General features: G+C 69.5%; 21 protein-coding genes and 1 tRNA gene. 9 read left to right on the top strand and 13 right to left on the bottom strand.

Annotation, left to right across the window (positions count from 1 at the left end; genetic code table 11):
• Positions 1-24: 24 nt before the first annotated feature.
• Entirely contained in the window at positions 25-942 is a 918-nt protein-coding gene (locus M3M54_RS16060) for a LysR family transcriptional regulator (protein ID WP_256465795.1), read from the bottom strand.
• A gap of 70 nt (positions 943-1,012) precedes the next feature.
• Between M3M54_RS16060 and M3M54_RS16055 the strand changes: the two genes are divergently transcribed.
• The gene (locus tag M3M54_RS16055) at positions 1,013-1,675 is read left to right on the top strand and encodes a hypothetical protein (RefSeq protein WP_249020030.1); all 663 of its coding nucleotides are present in this window, start codon (positions 1,013-1,015) and stop codon (positions 1,673-1,675) included.
• A 29-nt stretch (positions 1,676-1,704) separates the two neighbouring features.
• Here the strand turns inward: M3M54_RS16055 and M3M54_RS16050 are convergent, their stop codons facing one another.
• Both M3M54_RS16050 and M3M54_RS16045 read right to left on the bottom strand, forming a co-directional pair.
• A complete protein-coding gene (locus tag M3M54_RS16050; protein ID WP_249020029.1) occupies positions 1,705-2,370 on the bottom strand; it encodes a DUF47 domain-containing protein in 666 nt (221 codons plus the stop codon).
• The gene (locus M3M54_RS16045) at positions 2,367-3,329 is read right to left on the bottom strand and encodes an inorganic phosphate transporter (protein ID WP_249020028.1); all 963 of its coding nucleotides are present in this window, start codon (positions 3,327-3,329) and stop codon (positions 2,367-2,369) included. Before M3M54_RS16045 ends, M3M54_RS16050 begins: the two co-directional genes overlap by 4 nt.
• Before the next feature lie 115 nt (positions 3,330-3,444).
• Between M3M54_RS16045 and M3M54_RS16040 the strand changes: the two genes are divergently transcribed.
• A complete protein-coding gene (locus M3M54_RS16040; RefSeq protein WP_249020027.1) occupies positions 3,445-4,407 on the top strand; it encodes a metallophosphoesterase in 963 nt (320 codons plus the stop codon).
• Positions 4,408-4,544: 137 nt separating this feature from the next.
• Here the strand turns inward: M3M54_RS16040 and M3M54_RS16035 are convergent, their stop codons facing one another.
• Entirely contained in the window at positions 4,545-6,176 is a 1,632-nt protein-coding gene (locus M3M54_RS16035; RefSeq protein WP_249020026.1) for a S8 family serine peptidase, read from the bottom strand.
• Between the two features lie 153 nt (positions 6,177-6,329).
• On the opposite strand from M3M54_RS16035, the gene tadA reads away from it, so the two are divergent.
• The 5 genes from tadA (at position 6,330) to M3M54_RS16010 (ending at position 8,256) form a co-directional block, all read left to right on the top strand.
• The gene (tadA, locus tag M3M54_RS16030; protein WP_249020025.1) at positions 6,330-6,794 is read left to right on the top strand and encodes a tRNA adenosine(34) deaminase TadA; all 465 of its coding nucleotides are present in this window, start codon (positions 6,330-6,332) and stop codon (positions 6,792-6,794) included.
• 52 nt (positions 6,795-6,846) lie between these two features.
• Positions 6,847-6,934, top strand: a tRNA-Ser gene (locus M3M54_RS16025).
• 201 nt (positions 6,935-7,135) lie between these two features.
• Positions 7,136-7,393 carry a hypothetical protein gene (locus M3M54_RS16020; protein WP_249020024.1) on the top strand — a complete coding sequence of 86 codons (258 nt, stop codon included), beginning with the start codon at positions 7,136-7,138 and terminating at the stop codon, positions 7,391-7,393.
• Positions 7,380-7,676 carry a hypothetical protein gene (locus tag M3M54_RS16015; protein ID WP_249020023.1) on the top strand — a complete coding sequence of 99 codons (297 nt, stop codon included), beginning with the start codon at positions 7,380-7,382 and terminating at the stop codon, positions 7,674-7,676. The genes M3M54_RS16020 and M3M54_RS16015 overlap by 14 nt, the downstream gene beginning before the upstream one ends.
• 409 nt (positions 7,677-8,085) lie before the next feature.
• Positions 8,086-8,256, top strand: a complete 171-nt coding sequence (locus M3M54_RS16010; protein WP_249020022.1) for a hypothetical protein — start codon at positions 8,086-8,088, stop codon at positions 8,254-8,256.
• Between the two features lie 255 nt (positions 8,257-8,511).
• Here M3M54_RS16010 and M3M54_RS16005 read toward each other — a convergent pair whose 3' ends face one another.
• The 8 genes from M3M54_RS16005 to M3M54_RS15970 form a co-directional block, all read right to left on the bottom strand.
• Complete coding sequence (locus M3M54_RS16005; protein ID WP_249020021.1) at positions 8,512-9,009, bottom strand: GNAT family N-acetyltransferase; 498 nt, start codon at positions 9,007-9,009, stop codon at positions 8,512-8,514.
• Positions 9,006-9,257: a DUF1778 domain-containing protein gene (locus M3M54_RS16000; RefSeq protein ID WP_249020020.1), complete on the bottom strand. Its 252-nt coding sequence runs from the start codon at positions 9,255-9,257 to the stop codon at positions 9,006-9,008. Before M3M54_RS16000 ends, M3M54_RS16005 begins: the two co-directional genes overlap by 4 nt.
• A 169-nt stretch (positions 9,258-9,426) precedes the next feature.
• On the bottom strand, positions 9,427-9,771 hold the full coding sequence (locus tag M3M54_RS15995; protein WP_249020019.1) for a hypothetical protein: 345 nt from the start codon (positions 9,769-9,771) through the stop codon (positions 9,427-9,429).
• 275 nt (positions 9,772-10,046) lie between these two features.
• Positions 10,047-10,520, bottom strand: coding sequence for a MarR family winged helix-turn-helix transcriptional regulator (locus M3M54_RS15990; protein ID WP_249020018.1), 474 nt, complete (start codon positions 10,518-10,520; stop codon positions 10,047-10,049).
• On the bottom strand, positions 10,517-10,942 hold the full coding sequence (locus tag M3M54_RS15985; RefSeq protein ID WP_249020017.1) for a hypothetical protein: 426 nt from the start codon (positions 10,940-10,942) through the stop codon (positions 10,517-10,519). Before M3M54_RS15985 ends, M3M54_RS15990 begins: the two co-directional genes overlap by 4 nt.
• Before the next feature lie 103 nt (positions 10,943-11,045).
• Entirely contained in the window at positions 11,046-11,810 is a 765-nt protein-coding gene (locus tag M3M54_RS15980; protein WP_249020016.1) for an ABC transporter permease, read from the bottom strand.
• Complete coding sequence (locus M3M54_RS15975; protein WP_249021793.1) at positions 11,807-12,745, bottom strand: ATP-binding cassette domain-containing protein; 939 nt, start codon at positions 12,743-12,745, stop codon at positions 11,807-11,809. The genes M3M54_RS15980 and M3M54_RS15975 overlap by 4 nt, the downstream gene beginning before the upstream one ends.
• Positions 12,746-12,849: 104 nt before the next feature.
• Positions 12,850-13,071 (bottom strand): DUF2892 domain-containing protein, encoded by a 222-nt coding sequence (locus tag M3M54_RS15970; RefSeq protein WP_249020015.1) that lies wholly within the window; start codon positions 13,069-13,071, stop codon positions 12,850-12,852.
• Positions 13,072-13,116: 45 nt separating this feature from the next.
• Here M3M54_RS15970 and M3M54_RS15965 point away from each other — a divergent pair, with 45 nt between their 5' ends.
• Complete coding sequence (locus M3M54_RS15965; RefSeq protein ID WP_249020014.1) at positions 13,117-13,908, top strand: sigma-70 family RNA polymerase sigma factor; 792 nt, start codon at positions 13,117-13,119, stop codon at positions 13,906-13,908.
• 78 nt (positions 13,909-13,986) lie between these two features.
• Positions 13,987-15,429 (top strand): glycosyltransferase 87 family protein, encoded by a 1,443-nt coding sequence (locus M3M54_RS15960; protein WP_249020013.1) that lies wholly within the window; start codon positions 13,987-13,989, stop codon positions 15,427-15,429.
• A 70-nt stretch (positions 15,430-15,499) separates the two neighbouring features.
• Here the strand turns inward: M3M54_RS15960 and M3M54_RS15955 are convergent, their stop codons facing one another.
• The gene (locus tag M3M54_RS15955) at positions 15,500-16,966 is read right to left on the bottom strand and encodes an aldehyde dehydrogenase (RefSeq protein ID WP_249020012.1); all 1,467 of its coding nucleotides are present in this window, start codon (positions 16,964-16,966) and stop codon (positions 15,500-15,502) included.
• Between the last annotated feature and the right edge of the window lie 11 nt (positions 16,967-16,977).

The raw sequence follows: 16,977 nt of genomic DNA, 5'->3' as shown, positions 1-16,977 counted from the left end.
AGGGGTCGCCGCCTGGACGAGGACTCACTGCTGAGCGCCAGCGGCGAACGTGCGTGCGCGCTGCGCGAGGAGCGCGAGCATCACCGCCGCCGCGGGCAACCGGCCGGCGGCGGGGTCGGTGGCCGCAAACACCCGCCGCGCCGGGTTATGCGGGGCAAGGCCGCGCACCACGAGGCCCGGCTGGCGACGGCTCAGGGCCAGCCTTGGTACGAGCGCAACCCCGACACGGGCGGCGACCAAGCCCTGAACGGTGTCGTAATCATCAGACTGGAAGCACACGCGTGGCTCAAAGCCGGCGCCGCGGCACAGTTCGACGATGTGTCGCGCGCAGGCGCTCTGCGAAGAGGTCTGGATCCAGTCCTCGTCGCGAAGCTCGCCGAGCGTCAGGTTGTGCTTGCGGGCGAGCGGATGCTCGACCGCCAGCGCCACCCAGAGCGGGTCCTGGATCAGCTCCACTTTGGTGAGACCCTCGAAGTGATGCTCCTGGCCGGGGAACTCGAACAGCAGCGCCAGGTCCAGCTCACCGGCCCGCAGCAGCGGCGCGATCTCCTCGGGCTCGCCTTCCTCCAGCGACAGCTCCACCTCCGGGTGCTGGCGGCGAAAGGCCGCGATCGCCTTTGGGACCAGCGTGGAGCCGGCGGACTGGAACGAAGCCATCCGCAGCCGTCCCCCGCGCACACCGAGCAGCGCCGCGATCTCATCCTCGGCGGTCTTGACCTGAGCGAGGATCGTTTCGGCGTGCGCGAGCAGCACCGCGCCGACGGCGGTGGCGCGCACACCGCGGCGTTCACGCACCAGCAGCTGCGTGCCGGCCTCGGCCTCCAGGCGCGCTACCGCCTGCGAGACGGCCGACTGCGTGTAGCCGAGCGTGTCAGCGGCGGCGGAGAAAGATCCGCAGCGCACGACCTCGCTCAGGATTCGTAGCCGCGGAAGATTCAGCATAAGGATCACTAATTGTGGCGATCGCCAGCGTTACTGGCAGTGATGCCTTCTGGGTGGGAGAGTTCCCGCCATGCCGGCGACGGCCATCGTCTCCTACGACGGAACCGACAACGACGCCGACGCGCTCACCCTCGCGCGCGTCCTGGGCGAGGCCGGCGCCAGGCTGCTGCTCGCCTACGTGCTCCACAGCGCGCAGGCGCCCGACGTGGATGCCGGCCGGAAGCTGCTGCGCCGCGGCGCCGAGATCCTCGACCAGCCCAGCGCGGAAACCCGCCTCATCGCCCACCCGTCCACCAGCGAGGGCCTCAGACAGCTCGCGGCGCGCGAGGCGGCCCAGCTGCTCGTGTTCGGCTCGGCGTACCGCACGCCGCTCGGGCGAGTGGTGCCGCAAGCCTCGACCCAGCGACTGCTGGACGGCGGCGCCACCGCGATTGCGATCGCCCCGGCCGCCTACGACGCCCGTGAGATCCGCACCATCGGCCTGCTGGCCGAGCTCGACGACGTGGCAGCGATCGACACGGCGCACGCGCTGGCCAGCCACTTCGCGGCTGCGGTCACCGACCACGGCCATGGCGTCGACCTCCTGATCGTCGGTTCGCGCCCGCAGGCGCGCACCGGCACGACGCTGCTGTGCGCACAGACCGAGGGCGCGATCTTCGAAGCCACCGCGCCGGTGCTGGTCACCACCAGGGGCGTGGCCCTGGACTTTCACACCGAGCTCTACCTGGCCTGAGCACGAGCGCGGCCTGAGCGCGCGACGCACTAGCGGCTGCGCTTGAGCGCCCCGTCGGCCAGCGCGTCGGCGGCCTCTCCGAGCCGCAGGCCGACCACGTCCAGGCGCCGCAGCAGCTCACGATGCTTGAGGGTCTCGTTGTCGATCGCCGTGTTCAGCAGCGCGCCGACTTGCTCCTGATAGAGCCGCCTGACCTGGCTTGCCGCCTTGCGCGTGGCCAACGTCTCGTGACGGACCTTGCCGCGCGGGTTACCCAGCTCGGCGACGGCACGCTTCAGACAGCCGAGCCCATCCACCAGGATGCGGCTCAGCTCGGTGGCGAAAGCGAGGCTCTCAGGACGGTACAGCGTGGCCTCACGCACAAAGTCACGGAGGTTGTCGAGCACGTCGTCGATCGAGCGCGACAGGCGGAACATGTCCTCCGCGTCGATCGGCGTCGTCAGCACCTTGGCGAGCGTCAGCACAAGTTGGGCGCGAGCGCCGTCACCGTCGTGTTCGAGCTCGCGCATGACCACGTGCGCCTCATCCGCACTGATCGCCCCGGCGGCGAGTGAGACGACAAGCTGCGCCGCCTGCTCGGTGGCGTCGAGCTGGTCCTCGAGCAACGCCACGAGCTCGCCCGTCGAGCGACCGGTCAGGTCGCGCGCCAGCCGCACGACACCGCGCGAAACCGGGTTTGCGCGCGGCGGGTTCATGCTGCCCTCGCAGCGAGACCGGCGATCGCCGCCACCGCGACGCTGGCCGGCAGCGTCACGCCCCACGCGCCGGCCATGCGTGTCACCTCGCGCCAGCGCACGCGCGTGCGCGACTCGCTGAGCCCGGCACCAACCAGCGCTCCGGCGACGGACTGACTCATCGTCAGCGGAATCCCGGCAAGCCCGGCGCCCATGACCACCGCAAACGAGCAGGTTTCGGCTACGGCGGCGTGACGCAGCCGCACGGCCAGGATGCCGCGGCCGAGCCTGGCGGAGATGTTGCGAATACCCAGCAGCACGCCCATGCCAAAGAGCAGCGGCAGCGAGAGCGCGAGATACCAGGGGTCGCGCACGACGCCGCCGGACGCCGTTCCGGCCGCGACCGCGAACAACGCGAGCATCTTCTGGCCGCCGTTGGCCGAATAGGCGAGGCATTGCAGCACGAAAGCGCCCCGGTGCCAGCGGAGCAGCGTGCCCTCTGCGCGGGCGCCGGCACTCAAGCGCAGCGCCAGCGGAGATAGCGCGAGCGCGAGCGCGGCGCTGACCAACGGCGCCGCCAACCCGACCAGCAGGATCATCGCAAGCTCACCACCCCGCAGCGGCAGGCCGGCGCCAAGGCCGGCGCCCGCGATCGCACCCACCAGCGCCAGCGTCAGACTGGTCGGCAGGCCAGCCCGGACGAGCGCGAACACGACCATCATCGCCGAGATCGTCGCCACCAACACAAAGCGGTCGGTGTCCGGCCCGCTGAACGGCACCAGGCCATGGGCGAGGGTCGTGGCGACACCTGTGCCGAACACCAGCCACGGACCGATCACCAGGGCAACCAGGAACACGCCAAGACTCACCAGCGGTCTTGTGCCAGACGGCCCCAGTCCGGCGGACAGCACGGAGCTGCCGTCGTTGGCCCCTGCCACAACCGCAAACATTCCAGCAGCGATCAGGAGGGCGTAAGACACGAATCTCCTCCTAATGGCCGAAGCCGGTGGTCAACCCCTCGAGACATAAAGTATCAGACTTCATACCTTTTACGGTAGTACCGGGATCGGCCCGTTTGCCGACAAAATCAGTCGCTTGCGCACGCTCGTGATCTCCGACCTGCACCTCGGCCAGGGTGGCGGCGTCAGCGTCCTCACGCGCCCGCGACCGCTGGCCGCACTGCTCGACGCGCTCGACGCCCACGACCGACTGGTGCTGCTGGGCGACACGGTTGAGCTGCAGGAGACGCACGGCTCTCAGTCGCTGGCGACCGCCGAGCTCGTGCTGCGCCGGATCGGTGAGCGGCTCGGCGAGCACAAGCAGGTGCTCCTGCTACCGGGCAACCACGATCACTGGCTGGTGCGCGACTGGTCGGCTCGCATGGGAACGGGGCTCGCTCGAGAGAACCTGGTCCCCCCGGATGCGAGCCCACAGCTCAGGCGGCTGGTGTCGGCGCTGTCCGACACCAACGTGGAGATCCACTACCCGGGCGTCTGGCTCGATGAGCGGACGTGGGCCACCCACGGCCATTATCTGAACCACTACCTGCACCCTGTCTCCTCGGTCGGCGTCCACCGGCCCGCGCCGACGGCCAGCGCACGACCTGCGAGCTTCGAGTACGTCGCCTCACACCGAACCGGGGAGCCGCACCTGAGTGAGGGCCTGTTGCCCGAGCGCGCGATCGATCGTCATCTCCCAAGCTGGCTGGCGCCACTCACCTCGGCGCTGCTCGATCGCCAGATGCGACGCCACGCGCTGCCGGCCATGCTCGCCGTGATCAGCGCACTCGGGGTCGATGCCGACCAGGTGATCTTCGGCCACGTGCACCGTCGCGGGCCACGTGCCCGCGACGACCAGAGACGCTGGGCGGGCCCGGGCGGGCGGCCGCGGCTGCTCAACACCGGCAGCTGGCGTTACGAGCCGGTGATCGTGCGGCGACTGGACGGCCGTGCCCCCTACTGGCCGGGCGGAGCGGTCAGCATCGGCGCCGACGGGCAGGCGCACAGCATCGGACTGTTGGAGAACCTGAGCGAGCGGGAGCTCGTGGCGGTGGCGTGAGTTGTCCTGTGCTGTGCCCAGGCGCTAGCGTTGGGATCAGCCGATGCCGAAACTCTGGATCTATACGCAGGCGCTGATCGTCATATTCGTGATCGCCGGAATCGTGATCGCGATCACGAAGCTCTCGTAGGGCCGGCTCACCTGACCACGCCACCGTTGCTCACCGCGGGCGTGGTGGCGGTCGGCGGGCCGCTCGTGGGTGTCGTGGTCGTGGTGGTCGTGGTGGTCGTAGTGGTCGTAGTCGTCGTCGTCGTGATCGGTGGCGCGAGCGGCCCGCCCTTGCTCGTTGCCGCGCCGATGTTCAGCAGGCCATAGCCATAGTCCACGTTCGGCTCGCCGTCACCAAGCGGGGTGGCCGTCGCCTCGAGCCGAGCGAGGATCGCGGCGGGTGTCGGGTGCGGGCCGAGCACGCGACTGGCGATCACCATCGCGGCCGCAGCCGACACATCCGGCGTGGACATGGATGTGCCGTACCAGCCGCCGGGCAGCCCGAACTGGGCGGGATGCTGCGTGTTGACCAGGGTCATCTGGTAGATGTCCGGCAGGTTGCGGTTCGGATGGCAGCTCGACCCGGGCACCGAGGCCGCGTCGTCGCCGCCGCCGGGCGCCACCAGGTCGAGCCCCCGGCCGACGTTCGAGTAGATCGCCAGGCAGCGGTCGGCGGTGGTCGCCCCAACCGAGATCGTGTCTGGCAGGGCCGCCGGATAGTCGACCGACGCGGCCTCGTCGTTGCCGGCAGCGGCGACGACCACCACGCCGTGGCGGTAGGCGTAGGCGATCGCCGACGCGACATCAGGGATCTCGCGACTGCTGGTGCCGGGCGAGAACTCGATGCTCAGGTTGATCACCTTGGCGCCGTGCTTGACGGCGTAGCGGATGCCGGCTGCGATCGTGGAGGAGTCACCGTTGCCCTGGGCGTTCAGCACCCTGATCGGCATGACCGTGGCCTGATAGGCCAGGCCGGTGAGGCCGATGCCGTTGTTGGTAGCCTCGGCGATCGTGCCCGCGACGAAGGTGCCGTGGCCCTCGCGGTCAAGCGCGTAGGGATCGGTGCAGCGACCGTTGCGGATGCTGCCGGCAACAAGATCGCAGGGGTGGATGAAGTGGCTACCGGCGAAGTCGGGTGAGCGCTTGAACTTGCGCCAGTTGCGGTAGGCGACACCGGTGTCGATCACCGCGATCACAACCCCTCGGGCACCGGGGCGGTGGTCAGCCAGGAGGTTGTACCAGGCCTGCGGAGCGTTCACACCGCTGCGTGGCAGGAAGTTCCACTGCAGCTTCTCCCAGCCGTGGATCCTGCCGCTGCGGCCTGGATCATCCGGGTAGAAGTCCCCGGCCATGTGGGCGATGTAATCGGGCACGGCGTAGCGGACCCCCGGCAGACGCGACACAACATGTGCGGCACGCTTGGGATCGACTCCGGTCGGGAGGGTGAGCAGCACCTCACCCGGTGTCAGCTCGGGGCGATCCGACACAGATGCGTGGAAGTGGGCGCCGGCGTCGATCTCTGCGACCAGCGCGGCGGCATGGCCACGGAAGCCGACGATCAGCTCGTGCGGGTCATACGGCAGCGCTCGCCCCGCCAGTGCCGTACCGCTGCCCGCTGCCAGCCTGGCCCCGGTCGCCACGCCAACGACGAGCACGCCGGCGACGAGCAGCGCAAGCGCAAGGCGCCCGCGCGGCAGGCGTGCAGCCGTAGGCGTCGTCGCGCGCTGGCTGCGTGGCAACGGCCCCAGTGGCCGGTCGTATGTGGAGATGGGTGGCGGCATCGGGCCAACGGCTGATGGGACTCTGAAGCAAACTCCGCAGTAGCCCACAAGGGTAGGGGTGTGCCACGCCAAACACCGCAGCAACGTTGAACGGAAACGTTCAGGCCACCGGGCAGCGCCCATGCTCAGCCCGGCTGCGCGACACTAACCCAGGTGGCCGAGCACTTCTTCCCGCGCGACGAGTACTACATGCGCCTGGCCCTGCGCGAGGCGGCCCGCGCCCTTGACCACGACGACGTGCCCGTGGGGGCGGTCGTCGTCAGAGACGGTGAGGTCATCGGCGCCGGCCACAACGAACGCGAGCTGCGCGCCGACCCGACCGCCCATGCCGAGACGCTGGCGCTACGTGAGGCGAGCGCCAGTCTCGGCTCCTGGCGGGTGCTCGACGCGGTGCTCTACGTGACGCTCGAGCCGTGCGCCATGTGCGCGGGCGCGGTCGTGCTGGCGCGCGTGCCGCGCGTTGTCTTCGGAGCCCATGACCCCAAGGCGGGCGCCGCCGGCAGCGTCGTCAACCTGCTGGACGAGCCTCGCTTCAACCATCGCCCCCAGGTCGCCGGCGGGCTGCTCGCGCAGGAGTCAGCCGACCTGTTGCGAGGGTTCTTCGCGAGCAGGCGCTGAGCGGCCCGCCTGCCCGGCACCGGAGCCGCTACCTTTGGTCACGCCTGACCCCGGAGAGGTGGCAGAGCGGTTGAATGCGCCGGTCTCGAAAACCGGTTTGGGCTTTCAGTCCAACGGGGGTTCGAATCCCCCCCTCTCCGTTTGTCCGTGGGCAGGCGGAGGTAGCCAGCCTCCTTGCGGGTCAACAGCTCAGCCCCGCTTATGGCGATTCTCGCCGGGTTGCGCTTTCGTGACCGCGCGGGCATCTGCTGAGGTCACGAGCGCGTCGTGACCTCAGCCTCGAACACAGCGGCGAGGTTTGGTGTATCCGTGAGGCCACAGGTGCGTGCCACAATTCGGTCATGACCAGAGCTGAGCTGCATGAGATGGTTGACCGCTTGCCTGATGAGGCTGTGGATGGCGCCGCGGTTCTGCTTGAGGAGATCACCGCTGGTCGGATCGATCCTGATCAGGCCTGGTTTTGGACGGGTGAGTGGCAGTCGATGGAGCGTGAGGCTGAGGAGGATCACCTCGCGGGCCGGGCTACCGCCTACGGCAGCGACGAGGAGTTCCTAGCGGCGCTGGACGCGCGCACCAAGCCGCTCGATGCCAACGCGTGAGGTGCTTGCGTCGTTCTGGCGCGATTGGGACCGGCTGACGCCGCAGCAGCAGCGCGCTTTTCGTGCCGCGCTCGTGCAGTTCGTAGCCGATCTGGGCGCGGGCGGGCAGGCCTTCAGTCCGGCGCTCGGGGTCAAGCGCACCCAGGGACATCCGCGTGTGTGGGAGATGAGCTGGGCACCTGATGGTCGCGCGACGTTCGCATACGGTCAGGAAGTCCGGTCAGGTGAGCCGCACGTGATCTGGCGGCTGGTTGGGACCCACTCCATCTTTCGCCGGCCGTAGGAGCAGGTGCCGCGAGCGCGAAGGCGCAGGCGGTCGGCCCGGTTCGCAAGAGTTGGTGGTTGGTGGCAATGCGGACGTCTGAAACGGTGGCCACACGGCTTCTTCCGGCCGCGCGAATAGTCCTGGGTTCGACGCGTCCACGACGCGCAGACAGCGCCGCCGTGGCGAGACTGGTGCCTGCATGCTGTTGCAGTGTGAAGTTCTCGATCGTTGTGCCAGAACAGCTCCAGTGGCTCACCCGCCCGCACGAACCCGGCGAGCCTGCTCGACACGTTGCCGAACTGCAGCCATCGGTAGGCTTTCGGGACAGTCGCGCAAACGTCTGGCGCTACGAGCCCGGGGCGCGCGGCAAGCGTCACGTGCACGACGAGCAGGAGGAAACCTTCGTCGTTCTCGCTGGCCGTCGACGATGCTTCTCGGCGATCCGCCAGAGCGCCACGAGGCTCCCGTGGGCGGCGTCGTCCACGTTCGAGCCGGAACTCCGCTGCAGACCGTCAACGATGGCGAGGAGGACCTCGTCGTATATGCATATCGGTCTCCTCCCGACGACGGCGCTGAGGTGCTCTCCTCCGCCGTGTAGACGTTGGCGGCGGCACTTGACGCGTCGCTGCTCCGCTGCTAAGGCGGCCACGTCGCACGCCCACGGGACGTCGCTGCTTGGCGCGGAATGCGGCCATGAGATGCGCGCCGACCGCGTGACCCTTATAGGCAAGCATGAGTCACGGTTGGGGCCGGCGCGGGGATGGTCGACGAGACCTGCCTTCGTTGCTGCACGGGCATCTCCTCGGCGATCACCCAGCGCCCTGCTTCGCGCGGCAAGCAGGGCGCTGGGTGATCAGCCGAATGTGCGGCGGAGGTCCTTGATAAGGACCATGAGGTGCAGCGCGTCCGTTGGTGACCGGGTGAATCCGAGGCGTTCGTAGAAGCTGGCGGCTCGTTCGTCTCGTGCGTGGACGAGCATCGCGCGGGCACCGACGAGATCGGCGGCCTGGAGCGTCCGGATGGCGGCATCGGCCATCAGCGCGCGCCCGTATCCTTGTCCCTGGAAGGACCCGTCGACCGCAAGGCGCGCGAGGAGGATGACGCCGATCGGACGGGCGGGCATGCCTTTGGCGTGCCGTTCGGGAAGCTCGTGTCGGTTGACCGCTGCGGGCGTCAGCGCGTAGTACCCAAGCACGCGGTTGCCGTTGGCTAGAACGTAAGTTTTGGCGGTGCCGGACGCGTCGGCCACGCGAGCGAAGCGGTGCAGCCATCGATCGAGCTCGTCGGCGCCACTCGCGAACGCTTCGAGTTGGTGGCCGCGCTCGAGTGGACCGATCCGAAGATCGCTCAAGGCGCGATCAGACGATCACGCAGCTCACGACCGCGCCGCAGCTCCGGCAAGTCCTTCGCCGGGCGATCCAGCTCCGCGACGAACCGATCCCAGGCCTCGGAGTCGAGAACGAACTCACGTCGATCAGCCAGCACCTTGTCGGCAGCCACGGACGCCGCACGCTCGACAAACGCACTCGTGCTTACGCCGGAAGCGGCGGCCGCGCGCCGGATCCGGTCGTCCGCTTCCTCGGCCAGCCGCAGGTTCATTCGTGCAGTCCTCACAGTGACACACATTGTATGCACTGAGCGGTCGAGTGCACCCCGCGACGGTCTCGGGGCCACGCCAGCGACCCGCATTGCCCTCAAGGCGTGCATCCTGACGCTCTTTCCGCAGGTCTGAGGGGCGATATCCCTCCCCCGCGGCGGGGCCGCTCGCTCAGTTGAGCGGGCCGCTGGTGTAGGCGCTGGCGGGAACGTCGAGGAGGTTGAGCAGTTGTTGCTGTAGCTCGGTCAGCTTGGGGTCGAAGGTCTTGAGGTGCTGGCCTTGGCTGGTGAGCTGGTGGCGTTGGACGCTGGCGAACTGCTCATAGACGCGGGCGGTGGTCGGCGCGGTGCAGGCGCGCTGCTCGTGGTAGAGCGGCAGCTCGCGGATCTCACGGCGTGCCATCGCTTGGCGCAGTTCCCGTTCGATCAGGCAGTTGATCAGCTGTGCGATGACCTGGCAGGTGATGAGAACGACGACTTCGCTTGGCCCCACCGTGACGGGGCGAGTTCCAGTCAACGTCGCAACAGTAGACAGGAAAACCCTACCGGTTGTGGTGGCGGAGCGCTACAGACCGGGGTGCTGCGACGGCGTGTGCCGAGCGTTCGACAGGGGGCGACGCGAGCCTCGTCGACGAAGTCGCAAGCGGGCCTACGAGTCGGTCGGTCGGTGCTTGTCGAAGCGCGCGCAAGCGGGAGCTCAGGGATCAGTCATCAGCGCTCGCAACGGTGCGGTCTGCACGGTCTGTTGCCGCGAGGTGTCGGTGCGCCAGCGCCCTTGCGCACGAGCGGCGGCTAACTGCCCCGCTCCGGGCCAGGCGACGATCCCGGTCGTAGTCCTGCCTCCTGCGCGAGCAGCCGCTGCAGCGTTGGTGTGATCGCCTCTTCACCGTCGAAGAACTGCGCGTCGATGTCCTCGACGATCGTGATCGCGCGCAGGGCCAGACCGACCCCCTGGGCGGTGAGGCGCAACCTGCGGGCACGGGTGTCGGCGGGGTCGATCTCGCGGGTGAGGAGCCCCTTGGCCTCGAGCTTGCGCAGCACCTGGGAGGTCATCTTCGGGTCGGTGCCGGCCTGGTGGGCCAGCTGGAGTTGATTGGGGGCATCTCCCTGGTCGGTGAGCCACCAGGTGCAAGCCAGCAGCACGAACTGCACGTGGGTCAGTCCCGTTGGCGCAAGCGCGCTGGTGATCGCGCGCTGCCAGGAAAGCGTGAGGCGCCAGAGCAGAAAGCCGGGACTGCTCGCCGGCCCCTCCGGGAAGCGGCTCACGCCCGTGCCGCGGAATCCAGCCGCGCGGCGTGTTCCACCAGCGCCTGAAGCGTCTCGGCGAAGTCCGCGCTGACGGCTGAGCCGATCTGCTCGGCCAGCGGACCGGTGGACTCCAGGCGATGGACGACCCGAGTGCGGGCGGCGTCCAAGCGCTCGAGGCTGTGGCTCATACGCACGACGGTGCCACCGAGCGTGGCCTCGTCGACGAATCGCACGCCGCCCACGACTTCGCTGAGACGCAGCTGGACCGGGTCCTGCCCGCGCGGTGTCATCGTGATCGTGCTGCCAGCGGCAAACGGGCCGCTCAGCTCGGCGCGGGTGACGCCCGCGTCCCACTCTGGCCAGCGCTTAACCTCAGCCCAGGCCAGCCAGATGGCGTCTCGTGAGACAGCCGTCTCGACGCTGTGTTCCATTCTCCACATACCCGTCTCCTTACTCTCCGCGTAGATGATCCGTGCGGAGAGCAACGTCCGTCGCTTGGCGCTGTCAACACTCTCATACCGCCGCAGGACCGCGCGGGCCTCGCTAGCGGCTGGCCGCGCGCCGGTAGCGGCGCACCGCCAGCGGCGAGAACACAAGCAGGATGAACGCCACCCAGGCGAACGCCTGCCACAGCTGGTCCGGTGAGGGTTGGCCGGTCCACAGCCAGCGCAGCTCGTTGACAATGATCGTGAACGGGTTGACATCGGAGAACTGGCGCAGCGGGGTCGGCAGCGACTGCCCCGGGACGAAGGCGGAGGAGATGAACGTCAGCGGGAAGACGGCGAGGAAGCCGACCGAGTTGGCCGCCTCGGGCGACTTCACGAGCAGCCCGAGGAACGCGAACACCCACGAGAAGGCGTAGCCGAAGGTGAGCGCCAGCACCAGGCCGATCAGCACATGCAGCACGCCGGTCTGGAACGAGAAGCCGATGATCAGGCCCGTGACAACCAGGATCGTCATCGACAGAGCGTTGGTCACGATGTCCGCCGAGGTCCGGCCCGCCAGCACCGCCGCGCGCGACATCGGCAGCGAGCGAAAGCGGTCGATGATCCCCTTCTGCATGTCCTCGTTGAGGCCGAGCGCGGTGACAAACCCACCAAAGGCGATGTTCTGAACGATGATCCCCGGGATCAGGTACTCCGCGTAGGAGCCACCCGGGACCCGGATCGCGCCGCCAAACACGTAGCGGAACAGCAGCACGAACATGATCGGCTGGAGCGTGAAGGCCAACAGCAGCTCGGGGGCGCGCGGCAGCCGGATGAGGTTGCGCTCGGTTACCACGAGCGTGTCTGAGAACAGGCGTCTCATGCCTGATCCCCGTCCTCGGCCGCGTGCCCGGTGAGCGCCAGGAACACGTCGTCGAGCGTCGGTCTGCGCAGCGCGATGTCGTCGACGCCGACGCCGGCGCCGTCGAGCCTGCGCACCGCCTCGATGATTGCACCGCTGCGGCCCTTGACCCCGATGCGAATCAGCGCCTCCGAGAGCAGCGGCTGCTCATCGGACATCGTCGCGAGCGCCTGCGCGGCGGCGGTGGCCTGCGAGGCGTCCTCCAGGTGCACCTCTAGCCTTTCCCCGCCGACCCGGTCCTTGAGCTCGTCGGGCGTGCCCTCGGCGATCACGCTGCCATGGTCGATCACCGCAATCCGATCAGCCAGGCGGTCGGCCTCATCCAGGTACTGAGTGGTCAGCAGCACGGTCGTGCCCTGGCTGACGAGCTTCTCAATCACGTCCCAGAGATCGAGCCGGCTGCGCGGGTCAAGGCCCGTGGTCGGCTCGTCCAGGAAGAGCACCGGCGGCTTGGCGACGAGCGCCGCCGCGAGGTCGAGCCGGCGGCGCATGCCGCCGGAATAGGTCTTCACCGGCCTGCTGGCGGCCTCGACGAGATCGAACTGCTCGAGCAGCTCGCGGCCACGGCGCTTCGCGACCGCGCGCCGGAACCCGTAGAGCCGGCCCACCATCGTCAGGTTCTCAAGGCCCGTCAGGTTCTCGTCCACGGCGGCATACTGGCCCGCCAGCCCTATACGCTCGCGCAACCGGTTCTGGTCTGCCACAACGTCAAGGCCCGCGACTGAGGCTGAGCCCGCGTCGGGTGCGAGCAGCGTGGCGAGGATGCGGACCAGGGTTGTCTTGCCGGCGCCGTTGGGGCCGAGCAGTCCGAGCACCGTACCCTGCCTGACATCGAGATCGACCCCGCGCAGCGCGCGCACATCACCAAAGGACTTGGAGATGCCGCGCGCGCTGATCGCAGCCGCTGCGTTGACGGTGGTCTCGCTCCCGCCCGAGCCTTGCCCTTCGATCCTCGCGCGCACGCCCCCACTATGCCGCATCAAGGGGCCGCCACGCCGGCTCAGGAGCGGGCGCGGCGCGGCTTGCCGCGCAGGTCACAACCGAGCGCCGGGGCGAGCAGGCACACGTTCAGCGCCCCGGCGCCGAGCGGAACGAGCCCGACGATCGCGAGAATGATCCCGCCGGTGGAGCCGATCGCCAGGCCGGCCACGATCATGGCCGCACCAACGACGATCCTCGCGCCTCGGCCGACTGAGCTTCCCATGAATGAAACAACCGACATGACATCTACCTCCGGTTTCGTTTACCTGTACACCTGTTAGACGCGATGAGCGCCGAGAACTGGACAGCAGCGGCGGGCGAGGCGCGCGACCGGGAGCTCGCGAGCCACATCGAGCGCGAGCTGCCGGGCCTGCTGGCGTTCGCCACCCGCCTGACCGGAGACCCAGGCGAAGCACGCGGCGCCGTGCAGGACGCGCTCGAGCGCGCCTGGCGATCACGGGAGCAGCTGCGCGATCCCGCCGCCGCCGGCGGCTGGTTGCGGAGCATCCTCGCCCGGCGTGTGATCGACCGCCACCGCCGGCAGCGTGAGACGCCCGCGGGCGATTCGGTCGCGCTCGAGGAGCTCCTGCTCCCGGACGTGGCAGACCCTGCCGCCATCCTCGCGGCCTCCGAGTCGACGGCCGCGATGCGTGCCGCCCTGCGATCACTGGGCAGCGAGGATCGCATCGCGGTGGTGCTGCACGACGGCGAGGACTGGACCGCCTCAGAGCTGGCGGCGCTGCTCGGCATCAGCGTCGAGGCCGCGCACAAGCGTGTGCAGCGTGCCCGTGTGCGGCTGCTCACCGCGCTCGCCGCACCACACACGATCACGGCCCCATCGGGCGCGTGTGCCACGGTCCGCGCACACGCGCACGACTACTTGGACGGCGGTCTTGACGAGCCGGCCCGCTCGAGCGTGCGCGACCACCTCGACAGCTGCCCCCGCTGCCCGGCGGCGCTGCAGGCCGCTGCCGCGGTGGTCGACTCACTGGGCGCCGACCACGAGGTCGCCAGCGTCCCAGCCGCCCTGCGCGAGCGCCTGCGTCTGCTCGTGGCAGAGGCTGAGAACACCGACTGAGGCCCGACGCCCGGGCGTGACGGCGTTGGCTCACGCAGACCTATCTGCGGTTTATCTCACCAATCGAAAATGCGCGCCGTGGGGAACCACGACACATCGGCAAGGGGCGGCCGGCACAGCGAGACCTGGCTTGGCTGGTTGGCGCCGCTTGTCTTCATCGCCTCGGCCGCGGCGCTGGGGGCGATGCTCAAAGGGCAGCTGCAGGTGCCGCTCGTGCACCCGCTCAACCACTTTGGCTTCTTTGACCTGAGGATCTACCGGCGTGCAGCCGGGGTCCTGAGCGCGGGTCGGGCACTGTATAAGGCGAAGCTTGGACGCGGGCTGGGCTTCACCTACCCACCGGCGGCGGCGGCGATGTTCCTGGCGCTGCGCGTGCTCAGCGTCCACCGTGACGAGATCGCCGTCACCGTGCTCAACGTGCTGCTGGTCGCGGCCGGCGCGCACCTGGCGCTGCGCCTGCACCGGCCCGACGATGATCGCCGGCTCGCGCAGTTCGGCGTGGCGCGTCTGCGGCGGCGGCGCTGGGTGATCGCCTGGCTGGCGGCAGCGGCCGCGCTCTGGGCCGAGCCGGTCAGCACCGCAATCGGCTACGGCCAGATCGACGTGCTGATCGCGGCGCTGGTGGTCTTCGACCTCGCCTACAGCTCGACCGCCCCGCGCCGAGCCGACGGCACGCGCGCGGAGCGACCGTTGGCCGGTGTCGCGATCGGCGTTGCCGCCGCGATCATCCTGACGCCGCTCGTGTTCATCCCCTACCTCGCGCTGAGCGGCCGCTGGCGCATGGCGCTGCGCGCCGGCAGCACCTTTGCGCTGTCGATCCTCGCCGAGGTGATCGTCTTTCCGCGCGACGCCTGGACCTACTGGATCGACGGCAGGTTCATGGACGTCACACGCGTCACCGGCCGGCTTCACCTCGCCGGCTCCGGCGCCGCGGACCAGTCGCTGCGCGGGGCGCTCCTGCGCTTTTTGCCGAACCTCGCCGACCAGCACCAGGTATGGCTGGCCTGCTGCCTGGTGGTCGGGTCGGTCGGCCTGCTGCTCGCCGCCCGCGCCGCCCGGCGCGGCGACGACGCCTGGGGCTTTATGCTGACCGCCCTGACCGGCCTTTTGATCTCGCCGGTCTCATGGACACACCAGTGGGCGCTCGCTGTGGTGGCAGTGATCGGGCTTGTCGGCTCCCGCGGCTGGTCGCCGGTCGGCGCCCTGCGCGCGGGGCTGGCGGCCGCCTGCGGGCTGGCCGCCGGCAGGATCTGGCTGGTCGTCGCGCTCGGCCCCGGCCGGCAGCTCAGCCCCGGCGAGCTTTTGCTCGGCAACCTCTACGTGATCGCCGCCGCCGCCACGCTGGCGGTGGCAGCGGTGATCGACCAGCGCCACGGCGCACGCGCGCGGCCGGACACAGAAGCGGGGGCCACACGCCGACCAGCCCTGCCCGAGCCCGCGGCGCAGCCTACGCTGGCCGCACTCTCGGCCGGGGGTGGCGAGCCACCCGCGCTGGTCGGCAACGCGCTCCTTCAGAGCTGATTGGCGCCGGCGGAAGCGCCATGGCAGGGGCCGGCCAGCGGGCCGGCCCCACCGCTGTCAGGGTCGAGCGTCAGATCGGGTATTCGCGGCGCTCGTCCTGCACGCTGATCCAGCGCAGCTCGGTGAACTCCTCGGCCGCCCACTCGCCGCCGAAGCGGCCCCAGCCGGAAGCCTTGACGCCACCGAAGGGAGCCTGCGGCTCATCGTGGACGGTGGCGTCGTTGATATGGCACATGCCGCTCTGGATGCGGGCCGCAAGCTGCTCGGCACGCTTGACGTCGCGCGAGAAGATCGCGGCTGAGAGGCCGTACTCGGTGTCGTTTGCGACCTCGATGGCTTGATCGGAGCCGTCGACCTCGACGATCGACACCGCTGGGCCGAAGGTCTCCTCGTGGTAGATGCGCATCTGTGGTGTGACGCCGCGCAGCACGGTCGGTTGGTAGACCAGCCCGTCCGCGTCGCCACCGGTGAGCAGCTGCGCACCCTTCTCGACGGCGTCCTGAACCAGCTCACTGACACGGTCAAGTGCTGCGGCGTTGACCAGCGGACCGATCTGAGTGGAGGGGTCGCGCGGGTCGCCGACGTTCAGCGCAGCGGCGCGGGCGACGAGGCGCTCTGCGAGCTCGTCACAGACGCGGCGGTCGACCACGACGCGCTCGGTTGACATGCAGATCTGTCCCTGGTGCATGAAGGCGCCGAAGCTGGCGGCCGCCGCCGCGGCATCCAGGTCCGCGTCGTCGAGCACCACCAGCGGTGCCTTGCCGCCGAGCTCCAGCAGCACCCGCTTGAGATGCCGGCCGGCCTTTTCGGCGATGATCCTGCCGACGTGGCTTGAGCCCGTGAAGTTGATGCGGCGCACCGCCGGATGAGCGATCAGCGCCTCGACGACCTCGGCGGCGTCCGCGGGCGCGTTGGTGATCAGATTGACAACGCCGTCGGGCATGCCGGCGTCCTTCAGGCAGGCGACGATCAGTCCGTGGGTCAGGGGCGAGTTTTCCGACGCCTTCATCACAACCGTGTTGCCGTGGGCGAGCGGCGCCGCCAGCGCGCGCGTGCCGAGGATCACCGGGGCGTTCCACGGCGCGATCCCGACCACCACGCCCGCCGGCTGGCGCACCGCGCGCATGCGCTTGCCGGGAATGTGGGACTCGATCTCGCGGTCATGCACGGCGGCGGCATGCACCCCGGCGTCGCGCAGCATGCCGGTGGCGAGCATCACGTTGAACATGCCCCAGCCGAAGGTGCCGCCCGTCTCCTCGGCAACGGCCCGCGCGAAATCGGTCTGGCGCTCCTCCATCAGCGCCGCCGCCGTGGTGAGCAGCTCGCCGCGCCGGGCGACCGGCGTCTGCGACCACTGCTCAAACGCCGCCTGCGCCGCGTCGGCGGCGCGGCGCGCGTCGGCCACCGTTGCCGCCGCGGCGACCGAGGCCGGCTGCGCCGTGTAGGGGTTCTGGACCGTGAAGGTCGCGCCGCTGGCTGCGTCGCACCACTCACCACCGATCAGCAATTGCTGCCGGCTGACGCTTGCATCGCTCATCTGCTTGTACC

Origin of the sequence: Conexibacter sp. S30A1, from assembly GCF_023330665.1 — a bacterium.
Lineage (GTDB): Bacteria > Actinomycetota > Thermoleophilia > Solirubrobacterales > Solirubrobacteraceae > Palsa-465.
This window is presented reverse-complemented; position numbering and strand designations above follow the sequence as displayed.